General features: G+C 63.7%; 30 protein-coding genes. 10 read left to right on the top strand and 20 right to left on the bottom strand.

Going from position 1 to position 26,049, the window contains the following annotated elements; genetic code table 11:
- Window positions 1-31 precede the first annotated feature (31 nt).
- Together arfB and L858_RS0108605 are read right to left on the bottom strand one after the other, a co-directional pair.
- Window positions 32-457: an alternative ribosome rescue aminoacyl-tRNA hydrolase ArfB gene (arfB, locus tag L858_RS0108610; RefSeq protein WP_022682746.1), complete on the bottom strand. Its 426-nt coding sequence runs from the start codon at window positions 455-457 to the stop codon at window positions 32-34.
- 4 nt (window positions 458-461) lie between these two features.
- On the bottom strand, window positions 462-1,139 hold the full coding sequence (locus L858_RS0108605) for an RluA family pseudouridine synthase (RefSeq protein WP_022682745.1): 678 nt from the start codon (window positions 1,137-1,139) through the stop codon (window positions 462-464).
- A 65-nt stretch (window positions 1,140-1,204) separates the two neighbouring features.
- On the opposite strand from L858_RS0108605, the gene L858_RS0108600 reads away from it, so the two are divergent.
- The gene (locus L858_RS0108600) at window positions 1,205-2,188 is read left to right on the top strand and encodes an acyltransferase family protein (protein ID WP_022682744.1); all 984 of its coding nucleotides are present in this window, start codon (window positions 1,205-1,207) and stop codon (window positions 2,186-2,188) included.
- A gap of 118 nt (window positions 2,189-2,306) precedes the next feature.
- Here the strand turns inward: L858_RS0108600 and wrbA are convergent, their stop codons facing one another.
- Both wrbA and L858_RS0108590 read right to left on the bottom strand, forming a co-directional pair.
- Window positions 2,307-2,906 (bottom strand): NAD(P)H:quinone oxidoreductase, encoded by a 600-nt coding sequence (wrbA, locus tag L858_RS0108595; RefSeq protein WP_022682743.1) that lies wholly within the window; start codon window positions 2,904-2,906, stop codon window positions 2,307-2,309.
- A 152-nt stretch (window positions 2,907-3,058) separates the two neighbouring features.
- Window positions 3,059-3,778: a pirin family protein gene (locus tag L858_RS0108590; protein WP_022682742.1), complete on the bottom strand. Its 720-nt coding sequence runs from the start codon at window positions 3,776-3,778 to the stop codon at window positions 3,059-3,061.
- A 113-nt stretch (window positions 3,779-3,891) separates the two neighbouring features.
- On the opposite strand from L858_RS0108590, the gene L858_RS0108585 reads away from it, so the two are divergent.
- Window positions 3,892-4,785: a LysR family transcriptional regulator gene (locus L858_RS0108585; RefSeq protein ID WP_022682741.1), complete on the top strand. Its 894-nt coding sequence runs from the start codon at window positions 3,892-3,894 to the stop codon at window positions 4,783-4,785.
- A 207-nt stretch (window positions 4,786-4,992) separates the two neighbouring features.
- Window positions 4,993-5,700 (top strand): response regulator transcription factor CtrA, encoded by a 708-nt coding sequence (gene ctrA / locus L858_RS0108580; protein WP_022682740.1) that lies wholly within the window; start codon window positions 4,993-4,995, stop codon window positions 5,698-5,700.
- Window positions 5,701-5,773: 73 nt separating this feature from the next.
- Here ctrA and L858_RS0108575 read toward each other — a convergent pair whose 3' ends face one another.
- The 3 genes from L858_RS0108575 to L858_RS0108565 all read right to left on the bottom strand — a co-directional run bounded on the left by L858_RS0108575 (window position 5,774) and on the right by L858_RS0108565 (window position 8,521).
- On the bottom strand, window positions 5,774-6,115 hold the full coding sequence (locus tag L858_RS0108575; RefSeq protein ID WP_238564946.1) for a PilZ domain-containing protein: 342 nt from the start codon (window positions 6,113-6,115) through the stop codon (window positions 5,774-5,776).
- A 317-nt stretch (window positions 6,116-6,432) separates the two neighbouring features.
- Window positions 6,433-7,113 carry a hypothetical protein gene (locus L858_RS0108570; protein WP_022682738.1) on the bottom strand — a complete coding sequence of 227 codons (681 nt, stop codon included), beginning with the start codon at window positions 7,111-7,113 and terminating at the stop codon, window positions 6,433-6,435.
- Between the two features lie 100 nt (window positions 7,114-7,213).
- Entirely contained in the window at window positions 7,214-8,521 is a 1,308-nt protein-coding gene (locus tag L858_RS0108565; protein WP_028055956.1) for a S8 family serine peptidase, read from the bottom strand.
- A 92-nt stretch (window positions 8,522-8,613) separates the two neighbouring features.
- On the opposite strand from L858_RS0108565, the gene L858_RS0108560 reads away from it, so the two are divergent.
- Entirely contained in the window at window positions 8,614-9,102 is a 489-nt protein-coding gene (locus L858_RS0108560) for an RNA polymerase sigma factor (protein ID WP_022682736.1), read from the top strand.
- On the top strand, window positions 9,099-9,791 hold the full coding sequence (locus L858_RS0108555; RefSeq protein ID WP_022682735.1) for an anti-sigma factor family protein: 693 nt from the start codon (window positions 9,099-9,101) through the stop codon (window positions 9,789-9,791). The genes L858_RS0108560 and L858_RS0108555 overlap by 4 nt, the downstream gene beginning before the upstream one ends.
- A gap of 4 nt (window positions 9,792-9,795) precedes the next feature.
- On the opposite strand, the gene L858_RS0108550 is transcribed toward L858_RS0108555, so the two are convergent.
- From L858_RS0108550 to L858_RS0108530, 5 genes are read right to left on the bottom strand one after another with little or no spacing between them, the layout of a single operon-like run.
- A complete protein-coding gene (locus L858_RS0108550) occupies window positions 9,796-10,569 on the bottom strand; it encodes a metallophosphoesterase (protein WP_028055955.1) in 774 nt (257 codons plus the stop codon).
- Between the two features lie 41 nt (window positions 10,570-10,610).
- A complete protein-coding gene (gene dcd / locus L858_RS0108545; protein WP_022682733.1) occupies window positions 10,611-11,165 on the bottom strand; it encodes a dCTP deaminase in 555 nt (184 codons plus the stop codon).
- Between the two features lie 6 nt (window positions 11,166-11,171).
- Complete coding sequence (locus tag L858_RS0108540; RefSeq protein ID WP_022682732.1) at window positions 11,172-11,630, bottom strand: cytidine deaminase; 459 nt, start codon at window positions 11,628-11,630, stop codon at window positions 11,172-11,174.
- Window positions 11,627-12,292 carry a GH25 family lysozyme gene (locus tag L858_RS0108535; protein WP_420801829.1) on the bottom strand — a complete coding sequence of 222 codons (666 nt, stop codon included), beginning with the start codon at window positions 12,290-12,292 and terminating at the stop codon, window positions 11,627-11,629. Before L858_RS0108535 ends, L858_RS0108540 begins: the two co-directional genes overlap by 4 nt.
- Before the next feature lie 32 nt (window positions 12,293-12,324).
- Window positions 12,325-12,807 carry a UPF0262 family protein gene (locus L858_RS0108530; RefSeq protein WP_022682730.1) on the bottom strand — a complete coding sequence of 161 codons (483 nt, stop codon included), beginning with the start codon at window positions 12,805-12,807 and terminating at the stop codon, window positions 12,325-12,327.
- A 134-nt stretch (window positions 12,808-12,941) separates the two neighbouring features.
- Here L858_RS0108530 and L858_RS0108525 point away from each other — a divergent pair, with 134 nt between their 5' ends.
- The gene (locus tag L858_RS0108525) at window positions 12,942-14,423 is read left to right on the top strand and encodes a replicative DNA helicase (protein WP_022682729.1); all 1,482 of its coding nucleotides are present in this window, start codon (window positions 12,942-12,944) and stop codon (window positions 14,421-14,423) included.
- Between the two features lie 47 nt (window positions 14,424-14,470).
- Here the strand turns inward: L858_RS0108525 and L858_RS0108520 are convergent, their stop codons facing one another.
- The 8 genes from L858_RS0108520 to L858_RS0108485 form a co-directional block, all read right to left on the bottom strand.
- Window positions 14,471-14,860: an MAPEG family protein gene (locus tag L858_RS0108520; RefSeq protein WP_022682728.1), complete on the bottom strand. Its 390-nt coding sequence runs from the start codon at window positions 14,858-14,860 to the stop codon at window positions 14,471-14,473.
- 262 nt (window positions 14,861-15,122) lie between these two features.
- Entirely contained in the window at window positions 15,123-15,914 is a 792-nt protein-coding gene (locus L858_RS0108515; protein ID WP_022682727.1) for a phosphoadenylyl-sulfate reductase, read from the bottom strand.
- Window positions 15,907-16,347: a DUF934 domain-containing protein gene (locus L858_RS0108510; RefSeq protein ID WP_022682726.1), complete on the bottom strand. Its 441-nt coding sequence runs from the start codon at window positions 16,345-16,347 to the stop codon at window positions 15,907-15,909. Before L858_RS0108510 ends, L858_RS0108515 begins: the two co-directional genes overlap by 8 nt.
- The gene (locus L858_RS0108505) at window positions 16,340-17,971 is read right to left on the bottom strand and encodes a nitrite/sulfite reductase (protein WP_022682725.1); all 1,632 of its coding nucleotides are present in this window, start codon (window positions 17,969-17,971) and stop codon (window positions 16,340-16,342) included. The genes L858_RS0108510 and L858_RS0108505 overlap by 8 nt, the downstream gene beginning before the upstream one ends.
- A 2-nt stretch (window positions 17,972-17,973) precedes the next feature.
- On the bottom strand, window positions 17,974-18,270 hold the full coding sequence (locus L858_RS0108500) for a DUF2849 domain-containing protein (RefSeq protein ID WP_022682724.1): 297 nt from the start codon (window positions 18,268-18,270) through the stop codon (window positions 17,974-17,976).
- The gene (gene cobA, locus L858_RS0108495; protein ID WP_022682723.1) at window positions 18,267-19,055 is read right to left on the bottom strand and encodes a uroporphyrinogen-III C-methyltransferase; all 789 of its coding nucleotides are present in this window, start codon (window positions 19,053-19,055) and stop codon (window positions 18,267-18,269) included. The genes L858_RS0108500 and cobA overlap by 4 nt, the downstream gene beginning before the upstream one ends.
- Window positions 19,056-19,178: 123 nt before the next feature.
- Complete coding sequence (astD, locus tag L858_RS0108490) at window positions 19,179-20,612, bottom strand: succinylglutamate-semialdehyde dehydrogenase (protein ID WP_022682722.1); 1,434 nt, start codon at window positions 20,610-20,612, stop codon at window positions 19,179-19,181.
- A gap of 27 nt (window positions 20,613-20,639) precedes the next feature.
- The gene (locus L858_RS0108485; RefSeq protein ID WP_022682721.1) at window positions 20,640-22,034 is read right to left on the bottom strand and encodes a protein adenylyltransferase SelO family protein; all 1,395 of its coding nucleotides are present in this window, start codon (window positions 22,032-22,034) and stop codon (window positions 20,640-20,642) included.
- Window positions 22,035-22,074: 40 nt separating this feature from the next.
- Here L858_RS0108485 and L858_RS0108480 point away from each other — a divergent pair, with 40 nt between their 5' ends.
- The 4 genes from L858_RS0108480 to L858_RS0108465 all read left to right on the top strand — a co-directional run bounded on the left by L858_RS0108480 (window position 22,075) and on the right by L858_RS0108465 (window position 25,782).
- A complete protein-coding gene (locus L858_RS0108480) occupies window positions 22,075-22,944 on the top strand; it encodes an alpha/beta fold hydrolase (RefSeq protein WP_022682720.1) in 870 nt (289 codons plus the stop codon).
- Window positions 22,937-24,079, top strand: a complete 1,143-nt coding sequence (locus L858_RS0108475; protein ID WP_022682719.1) for a glycosyltransferase family 4 protein — start codon at window positions 22,937-22,939, stop codon at window positions 24,077-24,079. The genes L858_RS0108480 and L858_RS0108475 overlap by 8 nt, the downstream gene beginning before the upstream one ends.
- Window positions 24,080-24,172: 93 nt before the next feature.
- Window positions 24,173-25,576 carry an NAD(P)H-dependent flavin oxidoreductase gene (locus L858_RS0108470; protein WP_022682718.1) on the top strand — a complete coding sequence of 468 codons (1,404 nt, stop codon included), beginning with the start codon at window positions 24,173-24,175 and terminating at the stop codon, window positions 25,574-25,576.
- Window positions 25,576-25,782 (top strand): DUF2093 domain-containing protein, encoded by a 207-nt coding sequence (locus tag L858_RS0108465; RefSeq protein ID WP_022682717.1) that lies wholly within the window; start codon window positions 25,576-25,578, stop codon window positions 25,780-25,782. The genes L858_RS0108470 and L858_RS0108465 overlap by 1 nt, the downstream gene beginning before the upstream one ends.
- Window positions 25,783-26,049 lie beyond the last annotated feature (267 nt).

Raw genomic sequence — 26,049 nt, 5'->3', positions numbered from 1 at the left:
TAGGGCGCCGCCTCGCGCGCGGCCAGTGGCGTCAGTCGAACCGGACCTTGCCGCGTCCAGCCTTGACGGAACTGCGTGCCTTCTTGGCGTCGACGCGGCGCGCCTTGGCCGCCTTTCCCGGCCTGGTCGGCTTGCGGTGCTTGGGAACGATCGTCGCCTCACGGATCAGATCTACCAGGCGGGCGACGACCTCCTGCCGGTTCATCAACTGGGAGCGTGAACCTTCGGAGCGGAGGATGAGCACGCCTTCCGCGGTCATCCGCCGGCCGGCAATGGCAGTAAGGCGGTGCTTGACCGCGTCCGGCAAGGAAGGGCTGTTCGCGACATCGAAGCGAAGTTGAACCGCGCTGTCGGTCGTGTTCACATGCTGGCCGCCCGCGCCGGTCGACCGCACGAAACTCTCCGACAGTTCGTCGCTGTCTATGGAGATGGTGCGGGTTATCGGGATCGCGGCCAAGCGGTCAGATTCCCGCTTCGTCCAGATATTCCGCGCCAAAGCCCGCCGCCGCGAAGCTCGGCGGAAGGGGCGCGGTGGCCTCCGCGGGCGGCTTCTCGCCGCGTGGAATGCTCAGGAAGCGGCTGTGGAGCAGCATGGTTTCGCTGCCCTGTCCATAGACCGGATCACCGACGATGCCGAAGCCGAGGCCATGCAGGGCGTGCGCACGGATCTGGTGCGTGCGGCCGGTCCGTGGAGTGAAAGCGATCAGCGCGCGGCTGCCCCTGACCGCGATCCTGCGCCAGTCGGTCGCCGCCGCCTTACCCTCCCGCGCGGGGATCATGCGCCAGCCCTTGGCCGCGCTGCTGATCTTCTTGAGCGCCAGTTCGATCGTGCCGCTTTCCTCCTCCGGCACGCCATCCACGACCGCGACATAGCGCTTCGAAACGGTCCCGGCTTCAAAGGCGGCGGCGTAGCGCTTGTGCGCCTTGGGATTGCGGGCGAGCAGCAGGCAGCCGCTGGTGTCCCGATCCAGCCGATGGACCGGCAGCGGCCATCGCTGAAAGCCGAACGTCAAGGACGAGAGATGGTTTTCCAGGCTCAGCGATCCGTCGCGCGGCGCATCGACCGGCAATCCGGCGGGCTTGTCGATGATGAGCGCCTCGCCATCGATGAAAATTACTCGGTCGTGAAGCAGGCTCAATGGGCAGGTCCGTAGATCAGGGGAGCGATTGACGCGCGTGCGCCTTCCTATAGGGGGTGGAGCCGATGAACAACAGGGGGGACAGCGCGCGTCCGATCTCGGCGCCATCGCAATGGGTGCCCGGCGGCGGACGGCTTGAATGGATCGATGTCGCGCGCGGCATCGGCATCCTGGCTGTCGTTATCGGCCATGTGTGGACGCGCGGTCCGCTGCGCGACGCCATGTACAGTTTCCACATGCCGCTCTTCTTCCTGCTGTCGGGCCTGCTAACCCGGCCGCAGCCGGTTGCCGCCTTCGCGCTGCGTCAGTTGACGACGCAGATGCGTCCCTACGCCGCCTTTCTGCTGCTGCTGATCGTAGCGGATCAGATCATCGAGCCGATGAAGGGCGGACGGCCGATATTCGACGATTGGCCCGCCGATCTGCTGCCTATCCTGTTAGGCGGAGGCTGGCTGCGCGGCCCCTATACCATCTTCTGGTTCGTGCCTTGCCTGATGGCGGGGCGCGTCCTGTTCAACATGGCCCTGTCGCGCTGGCCCGATCCGGTCGGCTGGCAGTGGGCTGTGGCGATGCCGCTGTGCCTGCTGATCGCCCATGTCGCTGGAGCGCTGACCGATATCTCGCCCTTGGGGCTGCTGGCGGTGCCGATGGCGCTGTTCCTGCTCTGGATTGGCGCGGCCTGGCAGCGGGTGGCCTGGCGGCGCTGGATGTGGGGGCCGCTGACCCTGCTGTCGGGGGCCGGGCTGACGCTGATGCCCCCGCTCAACATGAAGGCGGGGGATTATGGCTGGCCGCTGCTATCGATCGCCGCCGCCGTCGCGACCTGCCTGCTGCTGCTCCGCCTGTCGGTGAGGGTGGCGCCATTTGGCGGGTGGCTCTCGGCGATCGGGCGAGCGTCGCTCGTCATCATGTATCTGCATGTAGCGGTCATCCACTATCTCTCGCCATATTCCGCAAAATTATGGCTGCTGATGGCGGCCTTGCTGCTGCCGATTGGCGCCTATTATCTGATCCGATCGATACCGGTCGCGCGGCGCATTTTTCTTTAATCGAGGTGCGAAGGCAGAAAGGGACCGACGCTGTCGATGCGTCGATCCCCTCCCGCGGGTTGATGCCTTGCGACCCAAGGCTCAACAACTGCATCGTCAGGGACGAGGCAGCGATGCTTTATCCATGCAGCTTGATCGCCGTCTCCGCGATCCGGCGGCCCTGATAGCGTGCCCCTTCCAGTTCCTCTTCCCCCGGCTGGCGGCTGCCGTCGCCATCGGCGATCGTCGTTGCGCCATAGGGAGCTCCGCCGCGGACCTTGTCGACGCCCATCTGCGCCTGAAAACCATAGTCCAGCCCAACGATCACCATGCCGAAATGCAACAAGTTGGTGATGATCGAGAAGAGCGTGGTTTCCTGCCCGCCATGCTGGCTCGCCGTGGAGGTGAAGGCGCCGCCGACCTTGCCGTTAAGCGCGCCGCGTGCCCACAGGCCGCCGGCCTGATCGAGGAACGCGGCCATCTGGCTAGACATGCGGCCAAAGCGCGTGCCGGTGCCGATGATGATCGCATCATATTCCGCGAGATCCGCCACGGCCGCAATCGGCGCGTCCTGATCCAGCTTGAACCCGGCGTTTCGCGCGACCTCCAGCGGCGCGGTTTCAGGCACGCGCTTGATGTCGACCTGCGCGCCGGCAGAAGCAGCGCCCTCCGCTATAGCCCGTGCCATTGTTTCGATGTGGCCGTAGGAGGAATAATAGAGAACCAGAACCTTCGCCATGAATGTCTCCAATCAGCTTAATGTATTGATACGAAATAAGTTTCAGCGAGAGGTTGGCCGCCCGCATCGGGGGGAGGCAGTGAAGCGAGCAGGGGGGAACTCGCTTCGACGCGGGCGGCCGAAGACCCGTCCAGGGGAGGAGCAGGACGGGTCTATTCGCTATCGACCAGGACGATCTCGCTGTCCTCGATCGCAGTGATGGTCAGCTGCCGACCGCCCAGGATCGCAGCACCATCCCTCTGCTCAAACAGCTGGCCATCAATTTCTATCCGGCCCGTCGCGGGGACAAGGTAGAGATGACGACCTTCGCCGCTGTCATAGGTTACCGTTTCACCCGCTTTGATCGTGCCGCCCAGCAGTCGGGCATCGGCACGGATGCGCAGCGCTTCCCTGTCCTCATCATAGCCGCTCGCCAGCACCACCAGCTTTCCGGAGCGATCGCCCTTGGGAAAGGGCTTGGCACCCCAGCTTGGCGACCCGCCTGTCTCGCGGGGGATGACCCAGATCTGGAACAGAGTGGTCGTCTCATCCTCCAGATTATACTCGGCGTGGCGGATACCGGTGCCGGCGCTCATTACCTGCACGTCGCCGGCTTCGGTGCGGCCCTTGTTGCCAAGGCTGTCCTGATGCGTGATCGCGCCCTTGCGGACATAGGTGATGATCTCCATGTCGCTGTGCGGGTGCGGCGGGAAGCCGGAGCGGGCGGCGATCTCGTCGTCGTTCCACACGCGGATGGCGCCCCAGTTCATCCGGGCAGGATCATGATAGTCCGCGAAGGAAAAATGATGCCGGGCGTTCAGCCAGCCATGATCGGCATGGCCCAGCGACGCGAAGGGGCGGCGCTCGATGCGGCTGCCGACGGTCGTGCTCATGACGCATTCCTTTCAAATCTTGCATCTTGCCGGAGCTTCCGGCTTGCATTGCGCCAATCTAGCGATCAGGATCGTTTCTTAAACAAGCGACATTGAAACGGATTGTTTCACTTATGCGACTTCCTGATTTCGAAGCCTGGGCGATGTTCGCCGCGGTCGTCGAGCATCGCAGCTTTACCGACGCCGCCAAGGCGCTGAGCGTTTCCAAGGCTACCGTTTCCAAGGCGGTGAGCCGGCTGGAGCAGCATCTCGACACCAGCCTGTTCAGCCGCACCAGCCGCCGCCTGGCCCTGACGGAGAGCGGCAAGCGCCTTGCCGATCATGCGGCGCGGATATTGGCTGAGGGCCAGGCGGCGGAGGAAGCGGCGAGGGACGAGACGGCGGAGCTTTCCGGCACCGTGCGACTAGGGGCGCCGATGACGTTCGGCCTGCTCCGCATCGCGCCCCTGATCGCCGAGTTCACCAATCTCAATCCGCTGATCGATATCGACCTGCACCTGTCGGACGCCCGCATCGACCTGGTCGAGATGGGGCTGGACGCAACCATCCGCATCGCCGAGATGCCCGACAGTTCACTGCGGGCACGCCGTCTGGCCGACGTCAACATGCACGTCGTCGCCTCCCCTGCCTATCTGGCGGAGCGCGGCCGGCCAGCCCATCCCTCGGACCTGAGCGGGCATGACTGCCTGTGCTATTCGAACGTCAGTACGCCCGACGTATGGCGCTTTTCAGGGCCTGGGCAGCAGAATGTGGCGGTCAAGGTCCGCGCCCGCCTGACCGTGAACAGTGGGGAAGCGATGCTGCCCGCGCTGCGTGCTGGGGTCGGCGTTGCCCGATTGCCAGATTTCATCGTGGGGAAGGATCTCGCGTCGGGCGAACTGGAGGAGTTTCTCGCCGACTGGCGCCCGACGCCGCTCGGCATCCATCTAGTAACGCCCCCCTCCCGGCTGAGACCTACGCGGGTGGATGCGCTGCTTGACTTCATCGCGCAGCACCACGGCTGTTGATTGATGATATCGATTAAATCGGCCTTGACTCGTTCTGAATCATTTCGACCGTGAAACGTGCCAAAGTGATTCAAACCGCACGACTCGTGGATTCCTGCGGGTTATCGAAAAATTAACCTTTGTCCTTCAGAAGTTTTTTGGTTAATGATTTGGTGCGGAAGCCGTTCTGTGGGGGTGAACGGACCTGCTACGCAAAGGGGCTCACACATGCGCGTGCTGCTAATCGAAGACGAACCGACGACTGCCCGGGCGATCGAGCTGATGCTCACGACCGAGGGGTTCAACGTCTACACCACGGATCTCGGCGAAGAGGGCCTGGATCTGGGCAAGCTCTACGACTACGACATCATCTGTCTGGATCTCAACCTGCCGGACATGCATGGCTACGACGTGCTCAAGAAGCTGCGTGCCGCCAAGGTGCAAACGCCGGTGCTCATTCTGTCGGGCATCGCCGAAATGGACAGCAAGGTGCGCTCCTTCGGTTTCGGCGCCGACGATTATGTCACCAAGCCCTTCCATCGCGAAGAACTGATCGCGCGCATCCATGCTGTGGTGCGCCGTTCGAAGGGGCATTCGCAATCGGTCATCCGCACCGGCAAGCTGGCGGTCAACCTGGACGCGAAGACCGTCGAGGTCGATGGCAATCGGGTGCATCTGACGGGCAAGGAATATGCGATGCTGGAGCTGCTCTCGCTGCGCAAGGGCACGACGCTCACCAAGGAGATGTTCCTCAACCATCTTTATGGCGGGATGGATGAGCCGGAACTGAAGATCATTGACGTCTTCATCTGCAAGCTGCGCAAGAAGCTGGCGCTGGCTTGCGGCGGCGAGAATTATATCGAGACCGTGTGGGGCCGCGGCTATGTGCTGCGCGATCCCGATGAGGCGGAGGAGCTGGCGGCGAAGGTCGCCTGATCCGCGTGACGCGCAATAAACAGCGAGGGGCCGGTCCGAGAGGATTTCCGGCCCTTTTACTTGCCGCCACGTTTCAGGACGGCGGCGGCCATTTCGAGACGGTCTTCTGAAGGGTGCGGAAGCCGGGCCGCCTGCTGTCCTTCGACGGCTGATATTGCGGCGGTACCTGATAGCTGCTCTCGGACGATCGCTCGGCCCGACTCTTGACCGCTTCGGGATCAATCTCACCCTCGAGCTCAACGCCGAACGATTGCCCCTTGGCCCAAGCAATCTTGCCCTGCACCGCCGGGCTGTCGGGCAGGTGGAGCGTAACGCTCTCGCCGACCATCAGAGGCGCCTCGCACTTGCCGCCCATTCCGCGCTCCGACACGTCACGCACCAGGATGTCGATCAGCCCGTGACGAGGATGTGCCATGCGGGCCTTCAACAGACGGCGTTGCCGATCGTGGGAGCGCTTGGAAGAAAAGTCCGGTTCAGTTCCACTCATCGATTTGATCAGTTCTCTGCATCCCGATGGTGGCCGATTCAGCGGTACCGCACCGCTGAAGCTGACAGGCATGTACCCCAGATGGGGGATAAACAAAAGCGGGAGCGGGCTAACCTGCTTAAATCAATGCGAGTCGCGCAGACGAGGAAGGCCGACGATCATGGCGATCGCCGGCCTTGTTCGGTCAGGCGGAGGAGCGGTGAGATGGCTGAAAGCCGTTGCGGGGGGCACCGCTCCTGGTGGGGTTATTGTGCCGCCTGATCCGAAGAGGAGTTGTTCGATCCTGAAGCCTGTCCGCTGCCGGACAGCTGACCGGCGGCATCGATGGAGGCCGCACCGTTAGCCGCGTTAGCCGCTCCGCCCAGCGTGCCCGATGCGCTGCCGGCTGCACTGCCTGCGGCCGACTTGGCGCTGGACAGGCCGGAGGCGGCGCGGTCACGGGTGGCACTGGCCGCTGCTTCACCCCGTGCTCTGGCGTTGCCGGCAGCGGTGGCAGCGCGGTCCCGAACGGCGCCGGCAGTGCTGCCCGCCTGATCCCGCAGGCCGCCGACCGCGCTCTGCACGTCGCTGGTGCCCAGCGTGTCAGCGGTCAGGCTGCCGCTTGCCGACCCGCCTGCCGAGCCGGCGGCACTGCCACTGCGCTTCTTGCCATGGCGGTTGACCGAGCCGCTCGCGTCGCCGCTGGCGCGTCCGTGGCCCGATCCGCTCGCGCCGACGCGGCCATTTTCAAGATCGATGCTGCGGTCGAGCCCGATGCCGCCCGAGCCGCCCAGGCTGCCACCGAGCGAACCGCCGACGCCGCCCAACGCGCCGCCCAGGCCGCCGCCAAGACCGCCGCCTCCGCCGCCGCCCAGCAACTGGGCCGAGGCAGGAGCCGCAGTCAGGGCTGCGAGACAGGCGGCGGCAAGAATGAACTTCACTTTCATCGATCGTCTCCTTGTTCGTTGTCGATCCGATGATGGGACAACGGGAGCCGAACCGACTTTAATCCCCGACCACAGAAAAAAACTAATAACATACTGAGAGTTAACCGATATTTCTGCAGGACCCGCAGATGATGCCATTGCCTGCTGCTCGGCCCGCGGCTTTCGCCTCTGCCCGCAGCGTGCTGAGGCTGCCCGCTTCGAACAGCCGCCCTGCAACGAGAGGGGCGGCGAAGGATGTGCCGCGCACCGGCCCCTTCCCCCCGTCCATCCGGGCTGCGTTCATGTCCGCTCCGGGCGCGGCGAAGTCGACATGGCGCGCCCGGCCGGCCTCCGGCAGCGGGCGGCCGCGCGCATCCACGCCGGTGACTGCAATGACTTCGGGGTAAGAAGCCGGGTAGGCGGGGGGAGCGGCGGGGCCGTCATTGCCGACTGCGGCAACCACCGTGACACCTTTCTCCCGCGCGAGCCGGATGGCGCCCGCCAACAGCGGATTGTCAGGCCCGACCAGACTGATCGTCACGACGCTCGATCCGCGTGCCGCGAGCCATCCCAATGCCCGCGCGATGGCGAACGCGCTACCGCCGGCGGGGTCGTCGCCATAAACATCCGCCACGAGCAAGGGCGCGCCGGGGGCGGCCCCGCGGATGGTGCCTGACCCGGCGATCAGCGAGGCGACGGCCGTTCCATGGGCGCTCGCCCGGGGCGCGCCCTTGGCGAAACCTTGCTGCTCGAGCGGTCCGTTCAGCGCGGGGTGCCGGGCCACGCCGCCATCGATAAGCCCCGCAGAGCGGCTGTTGACCCTGCTGCTACCCGCTAGAGCCGATGCGGCGAGGCTGACGGCATGGCCGCTCGGGAAATAAAGATTGTCGGCGCTCGCCTTCGCCTCGGGCGCAACCGAGCGGACATGGCGCAGCGCCTTCGCAAGGCTTCGGTCCTTCGGGACGGCGAGGCGCGTGACGGGTAGGTCCAACCCCTCGATATTCGTGTTTTCCACGCCATAACCTGCCGATCGTAGCGCTTCGATGCTTTGCGCCTTGGCGCCGATCAGCAGGATCAGACCCCGTCTGGCCGGCTCGCGGCGGTCATCCAGTTCGATGATGTCGCCATGCCGGCGGAGCAGGTCGCTGATCCGTGCCGACCGCGCGGCGATGAGCCGGGAAGGGGAAAGGCGCTCCAGGGGACTGCGGTCGAGTGCTCCCTGGACCCCGTCCAGCAGGCCCGGCAGCACTCTGCCGACCTCGCCGCCGACTTGCCCCAGCCTTTCTCCCGCCGAGGGAAGAAGTTGGGCCTGAACGCCTGAAGCGGTTAGCAGCAGGCCGGCGGCGATCCATTTGCGTGGCAATTTCATCTCGACCTCTTTGGCGCGAGAGGACCGGGCAGCAGTCCTTTCGCTTGCAAAATGATTCATCATCCGAAAATTTCCGATATCAGTCGGCGTTCACGGATTAAACGACACGAGATGAACGTTTCATCCTTCGACGGCACAGTTATGGAGCGTGAATGTCCTTCGAGAGCGACCTGCTGGCGTTATTGCCCCGGCTGCGGCGCTTTGCGGCCAGCCTTTCGCGGGATCGTGCCGATGGTGATGATCTGTGCCAGGCTGCACTGGAAAAGGCGCTGCGCGCGCGCGACCAGTGGCAGCCGGGAACGAGACTGGACAGCTGGATGTATCGGATCATGCGTAACCTGTGGATAGACGAGGGCCGCTCTCGCCAGCGTGCGGCGCGCACCTTCGCCCCGGAAGAGGCTGGCGAGCATATCGGCCATGCCGGCGACCGCGATGTAGAGGCGCACGTCATGCTGTCCGACGTCGACCGCGCCATGCAGTCTCTGCCGGACGAACAGCGCGAGGCCATCGCCCTCGTGCTGGTGGAAGGGCTCTCCTACAAGGAAGCGGCTGAGATTTTGGCGATACCCATGGGTACGCTGACCTCTCGCCTGGTGCGCGGGCGGGGGGCGCTGATCGAATTGCTCGGGGAAGCCGCATGACGGATATTGACGAAGCAACGCTGATCGCCTGGGTCGATGGCGAACTGGACGAGGTCACGCGGCGAAGGGTCGACCGTGCCGTAGCAGAGGATGCGGCCTTGGCGGCCCGGCTCGACATGCACCGCCGCCTGCGCGAGCGGCTTTCCGGGCATTATGCGCCGATCGAGGCCGAACCTGTCCCCCCGTCGATGCGCGCGCTGCTCAAGGAAGAGGAGAGGGTCGTTCCGCTCCGTCCCCGTGCATCGCGCTGGCGCAGTTGGGGAACGGGCGCCGCTATTGCCGCCAGCCTTGTGCTGGGCCTCGGGATCGGCCGGCTGGCGAGTGATCCGGTCGGGCCGGTGGGCGTTCGCAGTGGCGTCATGGTGGCGCAAGGGCCGCTTGCGTCGGCGCTCGAGACGCAGCTTGCCTCTGCTCAGGAGAGCGCTCCACTGCGCATCGGCCTCAGCTTCCAGCGAAAAGGCGGCGGGTGGTGCCGCAGCTTCGAAGGCGAAGCCGCCTCGGGCGTCGCCTGCCGGGGCGAGCATGGCTGGAAGGTGGAGCAGCTGGTTCCGGGAAGCGGGCAGAGCGGCGCCTATCGCCAGGCATCCTCGGCTGATAGCCGGGTCATGGCAACGGTCGAGGCGCTGATGGCGAGCGCGCCCGCTGATGCACGCCAGGAAGCAGAGGCGCGGGCCAAGGGCTGGCGCTGATGAATCAGCCCTCGGTCTGGACGAACCAGCGCTCCGTTCCTTCCAGACCGATCGCCGTGAGCCGTCCGGTGCGATAGGCGCCGGTGTCGATGCCGATCCGGTTATGGCGGATATCGATGTCTTCCCGGATGCTGTGGCCGTGGATCACCATCCGGCCATGATCGCCGCGATGCGACAGGAAATCCTGCCTGATCCAGCGTAAGTCGGCAGGGTCTTGCGCCTCCAGCGGAATATGCGGCCGGACGCCGGCATGGACGAACAGATAGCCGCCTATGATCAGCCGGTCTTCAAAGCCGTCGAGAAAATCCACATGGTCGCGCGGAATGTTCGCCAGCATCCAGCGTGCCAGATCCTCATCGCTGATCGCGGCGCATTCCTCCGCGCTCAATCCGTAGCTCAGCAGCGTCTCGACACCGCCGATGCGCCGGAAGAAGCGAGCCGTCTGAACGTTTCCGCGTGCGGCTGCGATGAACACTTCCTCATGATTGCCCTTGATGAAACGCCAATCGCCCCCAGACTGCGGGAGGCGCATAGCCCGCTCGACCACCTGTGCCGACAGTCGACCGCGGTCGACCAGGTCGCCCAGCAGGATTGTCAATCGAGGCAGGGGCGGGCGCCTGGCTTCATCCTGCTCGATCATCGCCAGCAGTTCCGCCAGCAAATCATCGCGCCCGTGAATGTCGCCGATCGCATAGATGCGCAGCGCTTCGCTGACGTCGGGGAGCACCGCCTGCTCTTCTTCAGTCGCGGCCTTCCGGCGGCGAAAGGGCGTCAGCAAGGCGGGCAATCTGCCGATCATTTCCGCAATGTTGCACAGGCTCAGAGGCGCGGCAATGTCACGCCCTGCTGGCCCATATATTTGCCCGCCCGGTCGGCATAGCTCGTCTCGCACGGTTCATTTCCCTTGAGGAAAAGGAACTGGCAGGCGCCTTCATTGGCGTAGATCTTGGCAGGAAGCGGCGTGGTGTTGGAAAATTCTAGCGTTACATGGCCCTCCCAGCCCGGCTCCAGCGGGGTGACGTTCACGATGATGCCGCAGCGCGCATAGGTGGATTTGCCGAGGCAGATCACCAGCACGTCGCGCGGCACGCGGAAATATTCGACCGTTCGGGCGAGCGCGAAACTGTTGGGCGGAATGATGCAGCAGTCGGTCTTGCGATCGACGAAGCTGTTCGCGGCGAAATCCTTGGGGTCCACCACTGCGCTGTCGACATTGGTGAAGATCTTGAACTCGTCGGCCACACGGGCGTCATAGCCGTAGGAGGAGAGGCCATAGCTGATGCACCCGTCGCGCCGCTGGCTCTCGACGAAGGGCTCGATCATGCCGTGCTGCTGGGCCTGCTCGCGTATCCACTTATCCGACAATATGGACATTGTAGTTCAATTCTTCCCTGCTGAGATGTTCAGGTCGGCCGGACCGAAGGCAAAAGGCAATAGTTCAGCGACCCTATGTTCGGCCATGGCGTCTCCTTCGGCCGCCGCGCAGTGTATGGCAAGGGGGCGGCCCGCCATCTGCTCCGCTTCGTTCAAAATCTGACGGCAACGGCCACAAGGGGTGACGATGCCCGTGCCCGAAACGCCGCCATTCGCGTCAACGGGCCCGCCGGCCACCGCGATGGCTTCCACGTCGCGCAGGCGCCCAAGCGCATTGACGCTCCCTAATGCCACCGCTTCGGCGCAGAGCGACAGGCCATAGCTCGCATTCTCGAAATTGCAGCCGGTGACGATCGTGCCGTCGGTCAGCCGTACCGCCGCGCCTACGGCAAAGCGGCTGTAGGGCGCATGGGCGTTAGTCATCGCCTTGCGCGCCGCCTGGATCAGTTCTGTCGTCCTGTTCATGGCGCCACCACGTCCCACCGCACCGGACCTTCGACGCCGTCGATATGCCGCATGTCGCTGGCTGTCCACATCACCCATTTGCGCGCGTCGGGATCGGGAGGCAGAAAATTCCGCTCCAGCCACAGCGTCCGGTTGATCCCGGAAGAAATATCGTAGCGCTCATCGAATTCGCGCGAGAGGTTGAGTACGACTGGCTTGCCTGCGTGACTCTCGACCAGATTGACCAGCGTGTTCAGTTCGGAAAGCACCGCATCGCGACCGGGACTGACTGTGCAGGCGGGGTCGATCGCCAGCCTGATGACCGGGGGTAGTGCGGCATTGTCGCGTGGAACGGTGGTGATGAAGCGCGTCGCCTGATCGGTCGCGCGGGCGCACAGGCTGAAGTCGAGCGTGGCGCCGTAACGCAACCCTGCGGCGCGCGCTTCCCGCCAGTTACGGGCGAAGCTGGGGTCGCGAAAGGCCGCCCCCTTGGATGCGCGCATATAGGCGAAGTCCGCTCCCTGCGCGGCAAGAGTGGCCCAGTCGATCGCGCCATTATCCGCCGTCACGGACACGCCCTGGGTCGGAAACTTATCGCGCGCAGGCGCCCAGTCGCGCGCATAGAGCCACGCCCCGACGCCAATGGCACCCAGGATGATCAACCCCACGCAGATACGCGCCAGCAACTGGCCGATACTCAACTGACGGATGCCCCTTACCCCTTGATATGCAGGACGCAGATGAGCGTGAAGAGGCGACGGGCCGTGTCGAAGTCGACCTTGATCTTGCCTTCCAGCCGCTCGATCAGCGTTTCCGCGGCCGCATTGTGAATGCCGCGGCGCGCCATGTCCACTGTCTCGATCTGTGCCGGCGACGCGTTGCTGATCGCCTGATAATAGCTGTCGCAAATGGCGAAATAATCCCGGATCGGCCGGCGGAAGCGGCCCAAGCTCAGGATGATTGCCTCCAGCGGATCGCCATTGTCCCGCTTGATCTCTATGACCAACCGGCCTTCCTCGACCCGCAACAGCACCTTGTAGGGGCCGGCATAGCCATCCTCATGCACGCGCTGCGGCTCGAAATAATTGTCCTCCAGCAGGTCGAAGATGGCGATACGCCGTTCCTGTTCGACATCGGCATTGCGCCAGAGGATCGTCCGCTCGTCGAGCGTGATATCGATGATGCGCGGATCAGCCATGGACGCTATGGTCAGTGCGGCGGCGCCGGTGGAAAAGCAACCGGGAAAAGGGAGGGTACTTCTTTCCACAGCTTTTCCCAATCGTTTCAACCTTGAGCCTTGCGCCGGTGCGGACCGGAAGCGATGAGGGGGCAATGGTCGAACTGGTACAAATCAACCCTGCCGCAGAAGCTGGCATCCCCGAACTTCCCCGCAATGTCGAGGCGGAGGCGGCGCTGCTCGGCGCGCTGATGATCGACAACCGCATCGCCGAAGATGTCCAACTGAAGCTGAAGCCGGAGCATTTCTTCGAGCCTCTGCATGGCCGCGTCTATGAAGCGATCATGCGCCTGGTCGAGCGTGACATGGTGGCGAATCCGGTGACGCTCAAGCCCATGATGGAGCAGGACCCGGCGCTGAAGGAACTGGGCGGCATCGGCTATCTGGCGCAACTGACCGGAAACGGTGCGGCGCTGCTGGGCGCGCGTGACTTCGCGACCCAGATCTACGACCTCGCGCTGCTGCGGCAGCTTGTTCATGTCGGCCGCGAACTGGTTGAAAATGCGCTGGATACCAGTGAGGATGTCAATCCGCGCGAGCAGATCGAGCAGGCAGAGGTCGCTCTTTACAAGGTTTCTGAAGGCGAGGGCGAAACCGGCTCGGTCAAGAGCTTTGCCACGGCGACGACGATGGCGGTTCAGGTGGCGGAGCGCGCGCTCAACAGCGGCGGCCATGTTTCGGGCATCACCACCGGCATCAACAGCCTGAACGAGAAGATCGGCGGCATGCATAATTCGGATCTCATGATCCTGGCGGGTCGTCCGGGTATGGGCAAGACGTCGCTCGCCACCAACATCGCCTATAATGCCGCCTCACGCTGGCTGCGTGACCATGCCGACGGCATTCCGCCGGAAAAGAATATGGGGGCCAAGACCGCTTTCTTCAGCCTGGAAATGTCCGCCGACCAGTTGGCAACCCGCGTCCTCGCCGAGCAGTCGGGCATCAGCGGCGAAGCGCTGCGCATGGGCAAGATCAGCCGTGCCGATTTCCAGAATCTCTCCCGCGCGGCGCGTGAGTTGCAGGAATTGCCGCTCTTCATCGATGACACGCCCGGGCTGACGATCGCTGCGCTGCGGACGCGGGCCCGCAGGCTGAAGCGCCGTCACGACATCGGCTTCGTCGTTGTCGATTATCTCCAACTGCTGCAAGGCACCGGGAAAGGGGACAACCGCGTCAATGAAATTTCGGAAATTTCGCGTGGTTTGAAGACCTTGGCGAAGGAACTTAACTGCCCGGTTCTGGCATTGTCGCAGCTCAGCCGCGCCGTCGAACAGCGTGAGGACAAGCGGCCGCAGCTCTCCGACCTTCGTGAATCGGGCTCGATCGAGCAGGACGCCGACATGGTCTGGTTCGTGTTCCGCGAGGATTATTATGTCGCCGCCAAGGAGCCGGGGAACAAGGAGAGCGCCGAGCATCTCGAATGGGCGCAGGAGATGGAGCGCATCTACGGCTTGGCCGAGGTGATTGTCGCCAAGCAGCGCCATGGTTCGACCGGCCGCATCCGGATGAAGTTCGACGCCAAGATCACTCGCTTCTCCGATCTGGCGGAAGGCAGCTACCTTGACGATTATGAGTAATAGCTTCTGTTTCTAGAGCGTTGTCTGGCGATGCTGCGGGATCTTCTTCAGACGAAAGCCTGAAATATCAGCGCCAGCCCGATCATGCTGACCAGATAGGCGATGGTGCGGACGACCGGCACGCCAATGCCGTAGAGCGGCAGATAAACGGCGCGCGCGCCCAACCATAGCCATCCGCCGATCGCGGTCCATTCGCTGGTCCGCCCGGCGATCACCACTCCGATCAGGGTGATGATCGCGATAGGGTAGGTTTCGAGGAAATTGGCCTGGGCACGGACGAAGCGTCCCGTCACCGGGTCAAGCGGCGGAAGGCTCTCGTCCCGCGCGCCCATATTCCATTTGGTGCCATATTGCTTGGTCTTGAGGTGCGCGGCGGCGAAAATGTGAACGAGCAGCAGCACACAGCTCCAGGCAAGGATCCTCAGTTCGACCGCCATCATATTCCCCTTTGTTCGCAGCAGGATGCAGACGCAGCGATCCTACGCCCGGAAGATGCCCGGCGTCACCATAAACTATTCTTCCCCCTCAGTGGGCGAGGGAGGGAGCCGCGCGAGGCGCGGCGGAAGGGTGAGGGGGTGAGGGGTAACGCTGGCCCAAGGGGCACGCACCCTCAACCAACTTCGCCTAACTCGCTGCGCGAGCAAGGCTCCGTATCCTTCTCCCATCAAGGGAGAAGGATCGCGGAAGGCGCTAAAGCCTTCAGAAAACCGGCTGGTTGGCCGGGTCTTCCGGATCGACCGCAGGTTCGGGAAGCGGGGAAACAGGGGAATGGATGCCGCATTCGACCTTGTCCCAGCCCCGCCAACGGCCCGCGCGCGGGTCTTCACCCGGCAGCACCTTGGACGTGCACGGTTCACACCCGATCGACAAATAGCCCTGCGCCTCCAGCGGGTGCCGCGGGAGATCATGCGCCTCGAAATAGGCTTCCAGATCGTCCTTGGTCCAGTCGCCCAGCGGATTGATCTTCAGGCGGCCATCCTCGATCTCGAAGCGCGGCAGGTTCTGGCGCGTCACGGATTGAAAAGCCTTCCGCCCCGAAATCCACGCGTCCAGCCCCTGCTTCGCGCGTGCCATCGGCTCCACCTTGCGGATTTCGCAGCAGCCGTCGGGATCGTAAGACCAGCGCAGGCCCGTCTCATCCTTCTTCGCCAGCACGTCCGCATTGGGCACCACCGCGCGACTGTCGGTGAAGCCGAGCGTGTTGATCAGCGTTTCCCGATAACCGAGCGTCTCCGCAAACATCTTCAGCGTGTCGACGAAGATCACCGGCACTGTCCGGTCCGCCTTCGCAACGAGATCGAGCAGCACGGCGCTTTCTGTGCCGAACGAGGACACGACGGCGACATTCCCCTCCAAGCCCTCCGCAAAGACCGTCTTCAGCATCGTCAAAGCGTCGATGCCCTCGAAGCGCGCGTTGAGTGCATCCGCGTCCGCCTGGGTGAAGGCAGGGCGGGCATCGATCACATCGAGTTGGCGGGCAGGTTCAGCCATTTATTTTCTCCGGATGCCGCTTTGCCCAAACCGGGCTGCGGCCATCCACAGTCTTCTGATAGACATCGGCATAGCGGTTCAGGGCACGCTCAACCGCAGCGTCGTCCAGCGCCTTGTCGGGCCGGAAGCTGTCGAAGCCGCAGCGGCGCATGGCCGACAGTTGATCGACAAGAACATCACCCACCGCGCGCAATTCGCCAACATAGCCGGCCTCGCGTAAAATGCGCGCCGCCGAATAGCCGCGTCCGTCGCCATAAGCGGGGAAGTTCACCTCCACCAGCGACAGGCGGTCGAGATAGGGCAGCAATTCGCGCGCATCCTCGCCTGCCTCGATCCGCACTGCGGTCGAGTTGGACTGACCAGTGAAGGATTCGACGGTTACGGCCGGTTCCTGCGCGGCTTCGCCGTCGCGGAAAGACAGGAACTCAACCATAGATCGCCTCCTTGAAGGGCTTCATGCCGATGCGGCGGTAGGTATCGAGGAAGCGCTCGCCTTCCTCTCGCTGCGTGAGGTAAATGTCGGTGACCTTTTCGATCGCATCAACCACGCCATCCTCGGAAAAGCCCGGTCCGGTGATCTGACCGAGCGAGGCATCCTCCGCGCCCGAGCCACCGAGCGAGAGCTGGAAATTCTCCACGCCCTTACGGTCGACGCCCAGCACGCCGATATGACCGGCATGATGATGGCCGCAGGCATTGATGCAGCCGGAAATCTTGATCTTGAGTTCGCCTAGGTCCGCCTGCCGCTCCGCCGTGCCGAACCGTTCAGACAATTTTTGTGCGAGCGGGATCGACCGTGCGTTGGCAAGGCTGCAATAATCAAGGCCGGGGCAAGCGATGATGTCGGTAATGAGGTCCAGATTGGCTTCCGCCAGGCCCGCTTCGTCCAGCTTCTGCCAGATCGCGTACAGATCAGCCTTCTTCACATGCGGCAGGACGAGATTCTGCGCATGGGTGACGCGCAGTTCGTCGAAACTGTAGCGCTCCGCCAGATCAGCCGCCAATTCGATCTGCTCGGCCGAGGCGTCGCCGGGAATGCCGCCGCGCGGCTTCAGGCTGATGTTGACGATGGCATAGCCGGGCTGCCGATGCGCGGCGACCTGACGATCGGCCCACAGCGCGAACGCCGGATCGGTGCGATCGATCTCATCCGACAGGCCGCTTTCATATGCGGGACCTGCGAAGAAGGGGCGGATGCGATCCAGTTCCTCGGTAGGCGGATTGAGGCCCAGTATGCGCATATGCGCATATTCTTCCTCAACCTGGCGCTTATATTCCTCAACGCCCAGTTCGTGGACCAGGATCTTGATCCGCGCCTTATATTTGTTGTCGCGCCGGCCATAGCGATTATAGACGCGCAGGCACGCCTCCAGATAAGATACGATCTCATCTTCAGGTACGAAGTCATTGATAAGAGGCGCAACCATGGGGGTGCGGCCCATGCCGCCACCGGCATAGACTTCCGCGCCGATCTTGCCGTCGCGCGATACCAGCTTGAGGCCGATATCGTGCAGCCGCATCGCCGCGCGATCCTCCTCAGCCGCGATCACGCAAATCTTGAACTTGCGCGGCAGATAGGTGAATTCGGGATGGAAGGTCGACCACTGGCGCAGCAGTTCGGCCCAGGGGCGGGGATCGGTCACTTCATCCGCCGCAACGCCCGCATATTGATCTGAAGAGATATTGCGGATGCAGTTGCCGCTGGTCTGGATGGCATGCATCTCGACCGTCGCCAGTTCAGCCAGAATGTCCGGCGCGTCGGCCAGCTTGATCCAGTTATACTGAAGGTTCGTGCGCGTGGTGAAGTGGCCGTAGCCCTTGTCATATTTGCGCGCGATCTCGCCCAGCTTGCGCATCTGCCTGCCCGAGAGCGTGCCATAGGGAATGGCGACGCGCAGCATATAAGCGTGCAGCTGCAGATAGAGGCCGTTCATCAGGCGCAGCGGCTTGAACTGATCCTCGGTCAGTTGCCCGCTCAGGCGGCGCTGCACCTGATCGCGAAATTCCTCGACGCGCGCGTCGACGATGGACTGGTCATAGCTGTCATAACGATACATGGTCAGATCACCCAATTGCCGGCATCGGCGTCATTCGGTTTCAGCGTCAGGTCGGGGCGCACGGTCGGGCCGAACGCGCGGATGCGGTCCTTGATATGTGCGGGCCGCACGCCTTCATCGGTCACCGTCGCATCGATCACATAGGCGCCGACGACGCGCAGAGCGGCTTCCTCCGAACGGGCGAGTTCTTCGCCCTTCTGGCCGACGTCGACAGACTCCCCGACATGCCGCGACCAACCGTCGCCCGCCCACCAGATCACGTCCCCGGTGCCGAGGTCATTGCCGGTCAAAATCTTCACGAATGCATCTCCGCCCCAATATTCCCTTGTGCAGGCAATGCAGCCAGCACATCCTGCGCGAGCGCATAGGCCGCGACTTCGCCGACCACAATAAGGGCCGGACTTTTAACTCCCTCCCGCGCGACCATATTGCCCAGATCGGCAAGCAAGGTGCGCAACGTGCGCATGTCGGCGCGGGTGCCATTTTCCAGCACGGCGACAGGAATGGCCGGCGACACGCCATCGGCGATCAGCTTGTCGGCGATATCATTCGCGGTAGCAACGCCCATGTAGATAACGAGCGTTCGGCCCTTGCCCGCGAGGCCTGACCAGTCCTGATCGGTCAGCCCCTTGCATTGCCCCGCGACGAAGCTGACCGCGCTCGCCGCATCGCGATGCGTCAGGGGCAGTTGCGCCTGCGCTGCGCAGCCGACGGCCGCACTGACGCCGGGTACTATCTCCACCGGCACGCCCGCGGCGCGGCAGGCCTCCATTTCCTCGCCGCCACGGCCGAAGATGAACGGATCGCCGCCCTTCAGCCGCACCACGATCCGGCCCGTCAGCGCAAGATCGACCAGCAGCGCGTTGATCCCGTCCTGCGGCACCGAATGGCGGCTGCGCTGCTTGGCGACGGAAATCAGTTCCGCCTCGGGGGAAGCCAGCGCCAAAATCTCTGCCGAAACAAGGCCATCATGCACGATCACCTGTGCTTCGCCGATCAGCCGGGCGGCGCGCAGCGTCAGCAGTTCCGGATCGCCCGGACCCGCGCCGACGAGGTAGACGGTAGCAGGGATTTTTTCAGCCATGCCGGCCAGATGGCGAAAAGGGCGAGCAGTTTCAATTCAGAATGCTTTTGCCGGGCCGTAGGAAAATTTGGGGCGGAAGGGGCAGGCCCGAACGGCGCTGATCCGTGTGACTAAAAGCGCGCTTCAATCACCCATGCGGCTGGTGTCGACGTCCTTCAAGCCGACGCCGATCGTCGCGCGCGGCTGCTCCATCTCCGCGGAAGCGACCGGGTAAGCGCAATAATCGGCCGCATAATAGGCGCTGGGGCGGTGGTTCCCCGAAATCCCCACGCCGCCGAAGGGTGCGGAGGAGGAGGCGCCGATCGTTGGCCGGTTCCAGTTGACGATCCCGGCGCGGATATTGGCCCAAAACTGGTTATATTGATCCGGCGTTCCGCCCACCAGCGCTGCGGACAAGCCATAGCGCGTGTTGTTCGCTTCCCGAATGGCGGCTTCGAAATCGGGCACGCGCACCACCTGCAACAAGGGTCCGAACAGCTCTATGTCCGGCCGCTCGGCCATGCCGGTCACGTCGATGATCGCCGGGGTCAGGAACGGCAGCCCCTTCGTCGTGCGGACCATATGCTTGATCGGCTTGCCGCCGTTGCTCATCAGGTAAAGGAAGCTTTCGGTCAGCTGGTCCGCCGCCTGATTGTCGATCACCGGTCCCATATAGGGAACCGGATCGGCATGGGGATGACCCACGATCAGCCGGTCGGCGAGCTTCTTGACCTCGGCGATCAGTGTGTCGGCCAGGCTTTCCTTCACGATCAGCCGGCTCGCCGCCGTGCAGCGCTGGCCGCTCGACAGGAAAGCCGATTGCACAATCAGCGCCGCCGCGCTCGCCATATCGGCGGTGTCCCAAGCGACGACGGGATTATTCCCGCCCATCTCCAGAGCCAATATTTTTCCCGGATTGGCCGCGAACTGGCGGTTGATCGCGATCCCGGTCTGCGCCGATCCTGTGAACAGCACGCCGCGGACATCGGGATGGGCGGCCAGCGCCTTGCCCTCCTCCGGTCCGCCCAACACCAGCCTGATGACGTCCTCCGGAACGCCTGCTTCATGATAGAAGCGCACCAGCATCTCGCCCACCGCCGGCGTCTTTTCGGACGGCTTGAACAGCACCGCATTGCCCGCGAGCAGGGCAGGAACGATGTGGCCGTTGGGCAGATGCGCCGGAAAATTATAGGGGCCAAGCACCGCCATCACGCCATGCGGCTTATGCCGGACGGATTGCCGCGCGCCCATCGCCGCTTCAAGTCGCCGCTGTCCGGTCCGCTCCGAATAGGCTGACACGGATATGTCGACCTTGTTCATCACCGCGGTAACTTCGGTTCGCGCGTCCCACAGCGGCTTGCCGGTTTCGCGCGCGATCAGGTCGGCCAGCGCTTCCTCGTTCGCGCGGACGACGTTGACGAAGCGGCGCAGCGTTTCAATGCGGTAAGCGATCGGCTGAGCCGCCCATCGCGGCCATGCGGCGCAGGCGCGGGCGACCTCCGCCTCCACGTCGCTGGCAGTCCCCTGCCACAAGAGAGCGCCAGTGGCAGGTTCCGTGGAAGTCAGCTGTGCGGACATGGTTTGGATATGGCGGATGTTTGCGCGTTAGGGAAGGGGCGGGGCATCGCCGAGTGCATCCCCCATGCGCCGGATCGCGGCCACTTTCGCATGCAGCGGCGCCCATTCATCGTCCTTGTCGATTGCGCTCCAGATCGCCTCCACCTCATCGATGTGCATGGAGCAGGGCGAAGCGTCTGACCAATAAGGATGATCCTTCACTTGGCTTTCCTCAAAGTCGCTGATCGCGTCCCGGAAGGGCGCCCATGCTTCTCCCGCATAATCCGAGCAAGCGCGTGGGTCGCCACCCCGCCAATCCTGGAAGAAGCGGTCGATCTGCGTCTCGCTCGCCGCCAAGCCGCGCACTGCTGCCTCGATCATGGGCGAGGCGTCGCCCGTGGGCTTGACGCCAAGCCGCCAGCAGAAGCGCCGGACCATCGCCTTTCCGTACAACTGCGGAAACCGCTCCAACTGCTGGATCAGCGGCTCGGCCTCAACGATCGGGCGAAGCGAAACTGCCAGTTGCGCGACGTCCCAATGGATCGCCTCCGCCTGCCGGCCGAAGGCGTAGAGGCCCGCATGATCGAAATAGGCTGCGGTGAAGGCCGGCTCCCACAGTGGCGTGAAGCGCCAGGGGCCATAGTCGAAACTCTCGCCTGTCACGTTGATATTGTCGCTGTTGAGCACGCCGTGCACGAAGCCGGCGACCATATAGCTCGCGGCCAGATCGGCGGCCCGCTCCACGACGCGCCCTAGCAGTTGCGCGGGCGGGTTTTCGCCTGGTGTCTCCTTATAGAGTTTCGTCAGCGCATAATCGGTGAGCCGCTCCAGCAGGGCCTTGTCATCGAAATAGGCGGCACGCTGGAACGATCCGATGCGGATGTGCGAATGGCTGAGCCGCACCATGACGGCAGCGCGGGTAGGCGACGGCTCGTCATTGCGCGCCAGCGCTTCGCCGGTTTCGATGATCGAGAAGGTCTTGGACGTGTTGACGCCCAGTGCTTCGAGCATTTCCGTCGCCAATATCTCGCGCACGCCGCCCTTCAGCGTCAGCCGTCCATCGCCGAAGCGGCTATAGGGCGTCTGCCCCGACCCCTTGGTCCCAAGGTCGAGCAGCCGCCCCGCGCCGTCGCGCAATTGGGCGTAGAGAAAGCCGCGCCCGTCGCCGATGTCGGGATTGTAAACGCGGAACTGGTGCCCGTGGTAACGCAGCGCCAAAGGCTGTGGCAGGGAGCCGTCGAGCGGCGCAAACCGCCCGAAATGCCGCAGCCAATCGTCGTCGCTCAGCCCTTCGAGTCCGACCGTTGTCGCCCAGCGGTCGTTGCGGAAGCGCAGGATCGTCTGTGGAAAATCCGCCGCTGTCACCGGATCGGCAAAATCAGGCTGTAAGGCCAGGATATCATTGGCGGGGCTGAATTTGGCGGGTTGCAGGGGAGAGCGCATGCGGCGATATGTGGGGGGCAGGGTGGAAGGATCAAGCGGATTGAGCAGTTACACCGACGGATATTGGTGGTCGCCCGACGGGTTGCGCCTTCATTATCGCGACTATGCCGGGGGAGGGAATGACCGTCCGCCGCTGCTCTGCCTGCCGGGGCTGACCCGCAATGCCCGCGACTTCGAGCCGCTGGCCGAGCGTCTCGCCAGGGAATGGCGGCTGATTTGCCCCGATATGCGCGGCCGCGCTGAAAGCGCGCAGGCCAAGGACCCGATGACCTATGTCCCGCTCACCTATCTGCAGGACATCAGCCGATTGCTTGCGGACCTGGCCGTTCCCCGCTTCGTCGCCATCGGCACGTCGCTGGGCGGCCTCATCACCATGCTGATGGCTGCGACCCATCGTGAATGGCTGGCGGGCGCGCTGCTGAACGATGTCGGGCCGACGCTGGAAGAGGCGGGGCTGGCGCGCATCCGCACCTATGTCGGCAACGGTCAGTCGCACCCCAGTTGGGTTCATGCCGCCCGCGCTCTCGAGGAGGCGAACAGCGACATCTACCCTCGCTATGACCTTGAGCAGTGGCTGGCCATGGCCAAGCGCCTTTATCGCCTGAACAGCGCGGGGCGAGTGGTTCTCGACTATGACATGCGGATCGCTGAGCCGTTGCGCGTTGCGGGCGGCGAGGCGGTTGTGGACATGTGGCCGGTGATGCAGGCCTTTTGCGGCATCCCCACGCTGATCCTGCGCGGCGAACGCTCCGACCTGCTGAGCGATGCCACGGCCCGGCGCATGGTGCAGGAGATCGGGGAGACTGCCGAGCTCGCCACCATTGCCGATGTCGGCCACCCCCCGGTGCTGGACGAGCCGGAGTCCGTAGCCGCGATCGATCGGCTGCTCGCCCGGGTTCTCAATGGCTGAAGCGGATCGCCGGCCGCCCCGGCTGCTTCATGTTCATGGCAGCTTTTCATTGGGCGGCAAGGAAGCACGCGCCGTCAGGCTGATGAACCTGTGGGGCAAGCGCGCGCATCACAGCATCGTCAGCGCCGCGCCGCAGTTGATGAGCGCGCGGGATGCTATCGATCCGGCAATCGAAGTCGAGTTCCCCGATCCGCCGCCGATGGCGGGGAAGCCTGCGCTTGGCCGCTACAAGGCCATTGCGCAGTTCCTCTCCGGCTTCGACCTGATCCTCAGCTATAATTGGGGCGCGATGGACGCCGTGATGGCGCATCGCCTGCATCAGAAATCGCTCCGGCTGCCGCCGCTGATCCACCATGAAGACGGCTTCAACGCCGATGAGGCGAACGGGCTGAAGGCCCGACGCAACCTCTATCGGCGTCTCGCATTGCGGCGGGTGGAGGCCTTGGTCGTTCCCTCGATCCAACTGGAACATCTCGCGCGCAAGACCTGGCGGCAGCCGGCCAGCAAGGTGCATCTGATCCGCAACGGCATCGACACCGCGCGCTATGCAGAGACCCCCGCCAGCGATGCAATTCCGGGCCTTGGTCGCACGCCGGGGAAGCTGGTGGTCGGTACATTGGCCGGACTGCGCCCGGTCAAGAACATCCCCCGTCTGGTCCGTGCCGTCGCGGCTCATCGTGACCGGCTGCAACTGGTGGTGGTGGGCGAGGGGCCGGAGCGCAACGCCATCTTCGCCGAAGCCCAGGCGAATGGGCTCGACGACATTTGCATGGTTGGCTTCCTTAGCGAACCGTGGCGGTTTATCGGCCTGTTCGACATTTTCGCCCTGTCGTCCGACAGCGAGCAATTTCCCATTTCGCTGGTGGAGGCGATGGCAGCGGGCCTGCCGATCGCCTCCACCGACGTGGGGGATGTGGCCACGATGGTGGCCCCGGAAAACCGTCCCTTCGTCGTACCGGATGAGCCGGCTCTGGCGGACGCCCTCGGCGCTTTGGCGGCCGATCCTGCGTTGCGCAATCGACTGGGGGAGGCCAATCGCCACCGCGCCCGGCGCGACTTCACCGAAGAGGCGATGGTTGCCGCCTATTCAGCGCTTTACGGTCAGGCACTATCCAGCCCCCATATTTTGCGGTAGGGCGCGCGCCAATATTCGTCTTCCGACCGCAAAGCTGCTATAGCGCGGCTTTTATGTGGCGGGGGGCTAAGAGCTTTTGCGCGGGAGATTGCGTTGTTCAAGGGTCTGAAGCCCATCATCTACGGCGGCCGGGAAGTCTGGCCTCTGGTCGAGGGCGGCAAGGGCGTTGCGGTGTCCAACCATGCGAGTTCCGGCGCCTGGGCGGCGGCGGGCGGCATCGGCACCGTTTCGGCGGTGAACGCCGACAGCTATGACAGCTTCGGCAACATCATTCCCCAGATCTATCATGGCCGCACCCGGCGCGACCGGCATGAGGAACTGATCGCCTATGCCATCGACGGCGCGGTCGAGCAGGTGAAGCGCGCGTTCGAAATCGCGGGCGGCAAGGGCGCGATCAACATCAACGTGCTGTGGGAAATGGGCGGCGCTCAGCGCGTGCTGCATGGCGTCCTTGAAAAGACCAGGGGCATGGTTGCGGGCGTGACCTGCGGCGCTGGCATGCCCTACAAGCTCTCGGAAATCGCGGCATCCTACGGTGTCAGCTATCTGCCGATCGTCAGTTCCGGCCGGGCCTTCCGCGCGCTGTGGAAGCGGGCTTATTCCAAGGCATCGGAATGGCTGGCAGCCGTGGTTTATGAAGACCCGTGGCTGGCGGGGGGGCATAATGGCCTCTCCAACGCCGAAGACCCCAAAGTGCCGCAGGACCCCTATCCGCGCGTTCGCGACCTGCGCGCGACCATGCGCGAAGGCGGCATTTCCGACGATGTGCCGATCGTAATGGCCGGCGGCGTCTGGCATCTGAAGGACTGGAACGACTGGATCGACAATCCGGAACTGGGCGCCATCGCCTTTCAGTTCGGCACCCGTCCGCTGCTGACGCAGGAAAGCCCCATTCCGCAGGAGTGGAAGGAGCGCCTGACGCAGCTGGAGCCGGGTGACGTGCTGCTCCACCGCTTCTCGCCGACGGGCTTCTACAGTTCGGCTGTTCGCAATCCTTTCCTGCGCCAACTGGAAGCGCGATCCGAACGGCAGATCGCCTTCAGCACCGAGCAGGCGGGCGATCACACGCATCAACTTGACGCAGGCGTGAAGGGCAAGAATTTCTGGGTGACCCGCAACGACCTGCTGCGCGCCCGCGAATGGGTGGGGCAGGGCTTTGCCTCCGCGCTCAAGACGCCGGACAACACGCTGGTGTTCGTGACCGAGGAAGAACGGGCGGAGATCAAGAAGGACCAGACCGACTGCATGGGCTGCCTCAGCCAGTGTGCATTCTCCAGCTGGATGGACAGCGAAACCAACTCGACCGGCCGGCTCGCCGATCCGCGCAGCTTCTGCATCCAGAAGTCGCTTCAGGAAGCAGTGCATGGTGGCGACCTCGACAAGAATCTGCTGTTCGCCGGCCATGGCGCCTATAAGTTCAAGCAGGACCCCTTCTACTCGAACGGGTTCGTGCCGACGGTGAAGCAACTCGTTGACCGCATCCTGACCGGGCACTGATGGCGGAAATTCAAGGACTTGCGGTGCTGCGCTATGACACACCGCATTATGAGATCGTGCGGGCTGGCCAGTTCGTGGTTTGCGCCGTCTCGGGCGCGCGCATCGACCTTGAGGACCTGAAATATTGGAGCGCGGAATTCCAGGAGGCCTATCGCGGGCCTGAAGAGGCCACGCGCTCCTTCCTCAAACATCGCGGTTTGGCCTAGGTCGCTGAGTCGGCGGGCAGTTCGGCGGATTTCCACCTACTTTCATCGCAGGTCGGCTATTCCTTTTTCCGTACGGATGGTTTATCCTTTCTGAAGAACGGCGAAGACCGTTATGGAGAGGAAGGATAGATGATGTCCCGTATCGACATCTTTGGTGATCGACTTTGTATCGTGACCAGCCTGTTGATCGTCGGCTGGTTCATCTACGATGTAGCGTTCTGACGAACTGCTCCTCTTCTCCAGGCTGATACTGCTCTCGGCCGGTGG

It is taken from the genome of Sphingobium bisphenolivorans, from assembly GCF_000412635.1.
In the GTDB taxonomy this organism is placed as follows: domain Bacteria; phylum Pseudomonadota; class Alphaproteobacteria; order Sphingomonadales; family Sphingomonadaceae; genus Sphingobium; species Sphingobium bisphenolivorans.
This window is presented reverse-complemented; position numbering and strand designations above follow the sequence as displayed.

What these genes read in the sequence shown, in the direction of transcription:
- cobA (WP_022682723.1), bottom strand. Translation starts at nt 19,055, where the DNA reads ATGGCTGAAAAAATCCCTGCTACCGTCTACCTCGTCGGCGCGGGTCCG.
- L858_RS0108555 (WP_022682735.1), top strand. Translation starts at nt 9,099, where the DNA reads ATGACGGATATTGACGAAGCAACGCTGATCGCCTGGGTCGATGGCGAA.
- L858_RS0108525 (WP_022682729.1), top strand. Translation starts at nt 12,942, where the DNA reads ATGGTCGAACTGGTACAAATCAACCCTGCCGCAGAAGCTGGCATCCCC.
- L858_RS0108575 (WP_238564946.1), bottom strand. Translation starts at nt 6,115, where the DNA reads ATGGCACATCCTCGTCACGGGCTGATCGACATCCTGGTGCGTGACGTG.
- L858_RS0108475 (WP_022682719.1), top strand. Translation starts at nt 22,937, where the DNA reads ATGGCTGAAGCGGATCGCCGGCCGCCCCGGCTGCTTCATGTTCATGGC.
- L858_RS0108530 (WP_022682730.1), bottom strand. Translation starts at nt 12,807, where the DNA reads ATGGCTGATCCGCGCATCATCGATATCACGCTCGACGAGCGGACGATC.
- L858_RS0108515 (WP_022682727.1), bottom strand. Translation starts at nt 15,914, where the DNA reads ATGGCTGAACCTGCCCGCCAACTCGATGTGATCGATGCCCGCCCTGCC.
- L858_RS0108485 (WP_022682721.1), bottom strand. Translation starts at nt 22,034, where the DNA reads ATGCGCTCTCCCCTGCAACCCGCCAAATTCAGCCCCGCCAATGATATC.
- ctrA (WP_022682740.1), top strand. Translation starts at nt 4,993, where the DNA reads ATGCGCGTGCTGCTAATCGAAGACGAACCGACGACTGCCCGGGCGATC.
- L858_RS0108540 (WP_022682732.1), bottom strand. Translation starts at nt 11,630, where the DNA reads ATGAACAGGACGACAGAACTGATCCAGGCGGCGCGCAAGGCGATGACT.
- dcd (WP_022682733.1), bottom strand. Translation starts at nt 11,165, where the DNA reads ATGTCCATATTGTCGGATAAGTGGATACGCGAGCAGGCCCAGCAGCAC.
- L858_RS0108520 (WP_022682728.1), bottom strand. Translation starts at nt 14,860, where the DNA reads ATGGCGGTCGAACTGAGGATCCTTGCCTGGAGCTGTGTGCTGCTGCTC.
- L858_RS0108505 (WP_022682725.1), bottom strand. Translation starts at nt 17,971, where the DNA reads ATGTATCGTTATGACAGCTATGACCAGTCCATCGTCGACGCGCGCGTC.
- L858_RS0108560 (WP_022682736.1), top strand. Translation starts at nt 8,614, where the DNA reads ATGTCCTTCGAGAGCGACCTGCTGGCGTTATTGCCCCGGCTGCGGCGC.
- L858_RS0108510 (WP_022682726.1), bottom strand. Translation starts at nt 16,347, where the DNA reads ATGGTTGAGTTCCTGTCTTTCCGCGACGGCGAAGCCGCGCAGGAACCG.
- wrbA (WP_022682743.1), bottom strand. Translation starts at nt 2,906, where the DNA reads ATGGCGAAGGTTCTGGTTCTCTATTATTCCTCCTACGGCCACATCGAA.
- L858_RS0108585 (WP_022682741.1), top strand. Translation starts at nt 3,892, where the DNA reads ATGCGACTTCCTGATTTCGAAGCCTGGGCGATGTTCGCCGCGGTCGTC.
- L858_RS0108590 (WP_022682742.1), bottom strand. Translation starts at nt 3,778, where the DNA reads ATGAGCACGACCGTCGGCAGCCGCATCGAGCGCCGCCCCTTCGCGTCG.
- L858_RS0108600 (WP_022682744.1), top strand. Translation starts at nt 1,205, where the DNA reads ATGAACAACAGGGGGGACAGCGCGCGTCCGATCTCGGCGCCATCGCAA.
- L858_RS0108570 (WP_022682738.1), bottom strand. Translation starts at nt 7,113, where the DNA reads ATGAAAGTGAAGTTCATTCTTGCCGCCGCCTGTCTCGCAGCCCTGACT.
- L858_RS0108465 (WP_022682717.1), top strand. Translation starts at nt 25,576, where the DNA reads ATGGCGGAAATTCAAGGACTTGCGGTGCTGCGCTATGACACACCGCAT.
- L858_RS0108565 (WP_028055956.1), bottom strand. Translation starts at nt 8,521, where the DNA reads ATGAATCATTTTGCAAGCGAAAGGACTGCTGCCCGGTCCTCTCGCGCC.
- astD (WP_022682722.1), bottom strand. Translation starts at nt 20,612, where the DNA reads ATGTCCGCACAGCTGACTTCCACGGAACCTGCCACTGGCGCTCTCTTG.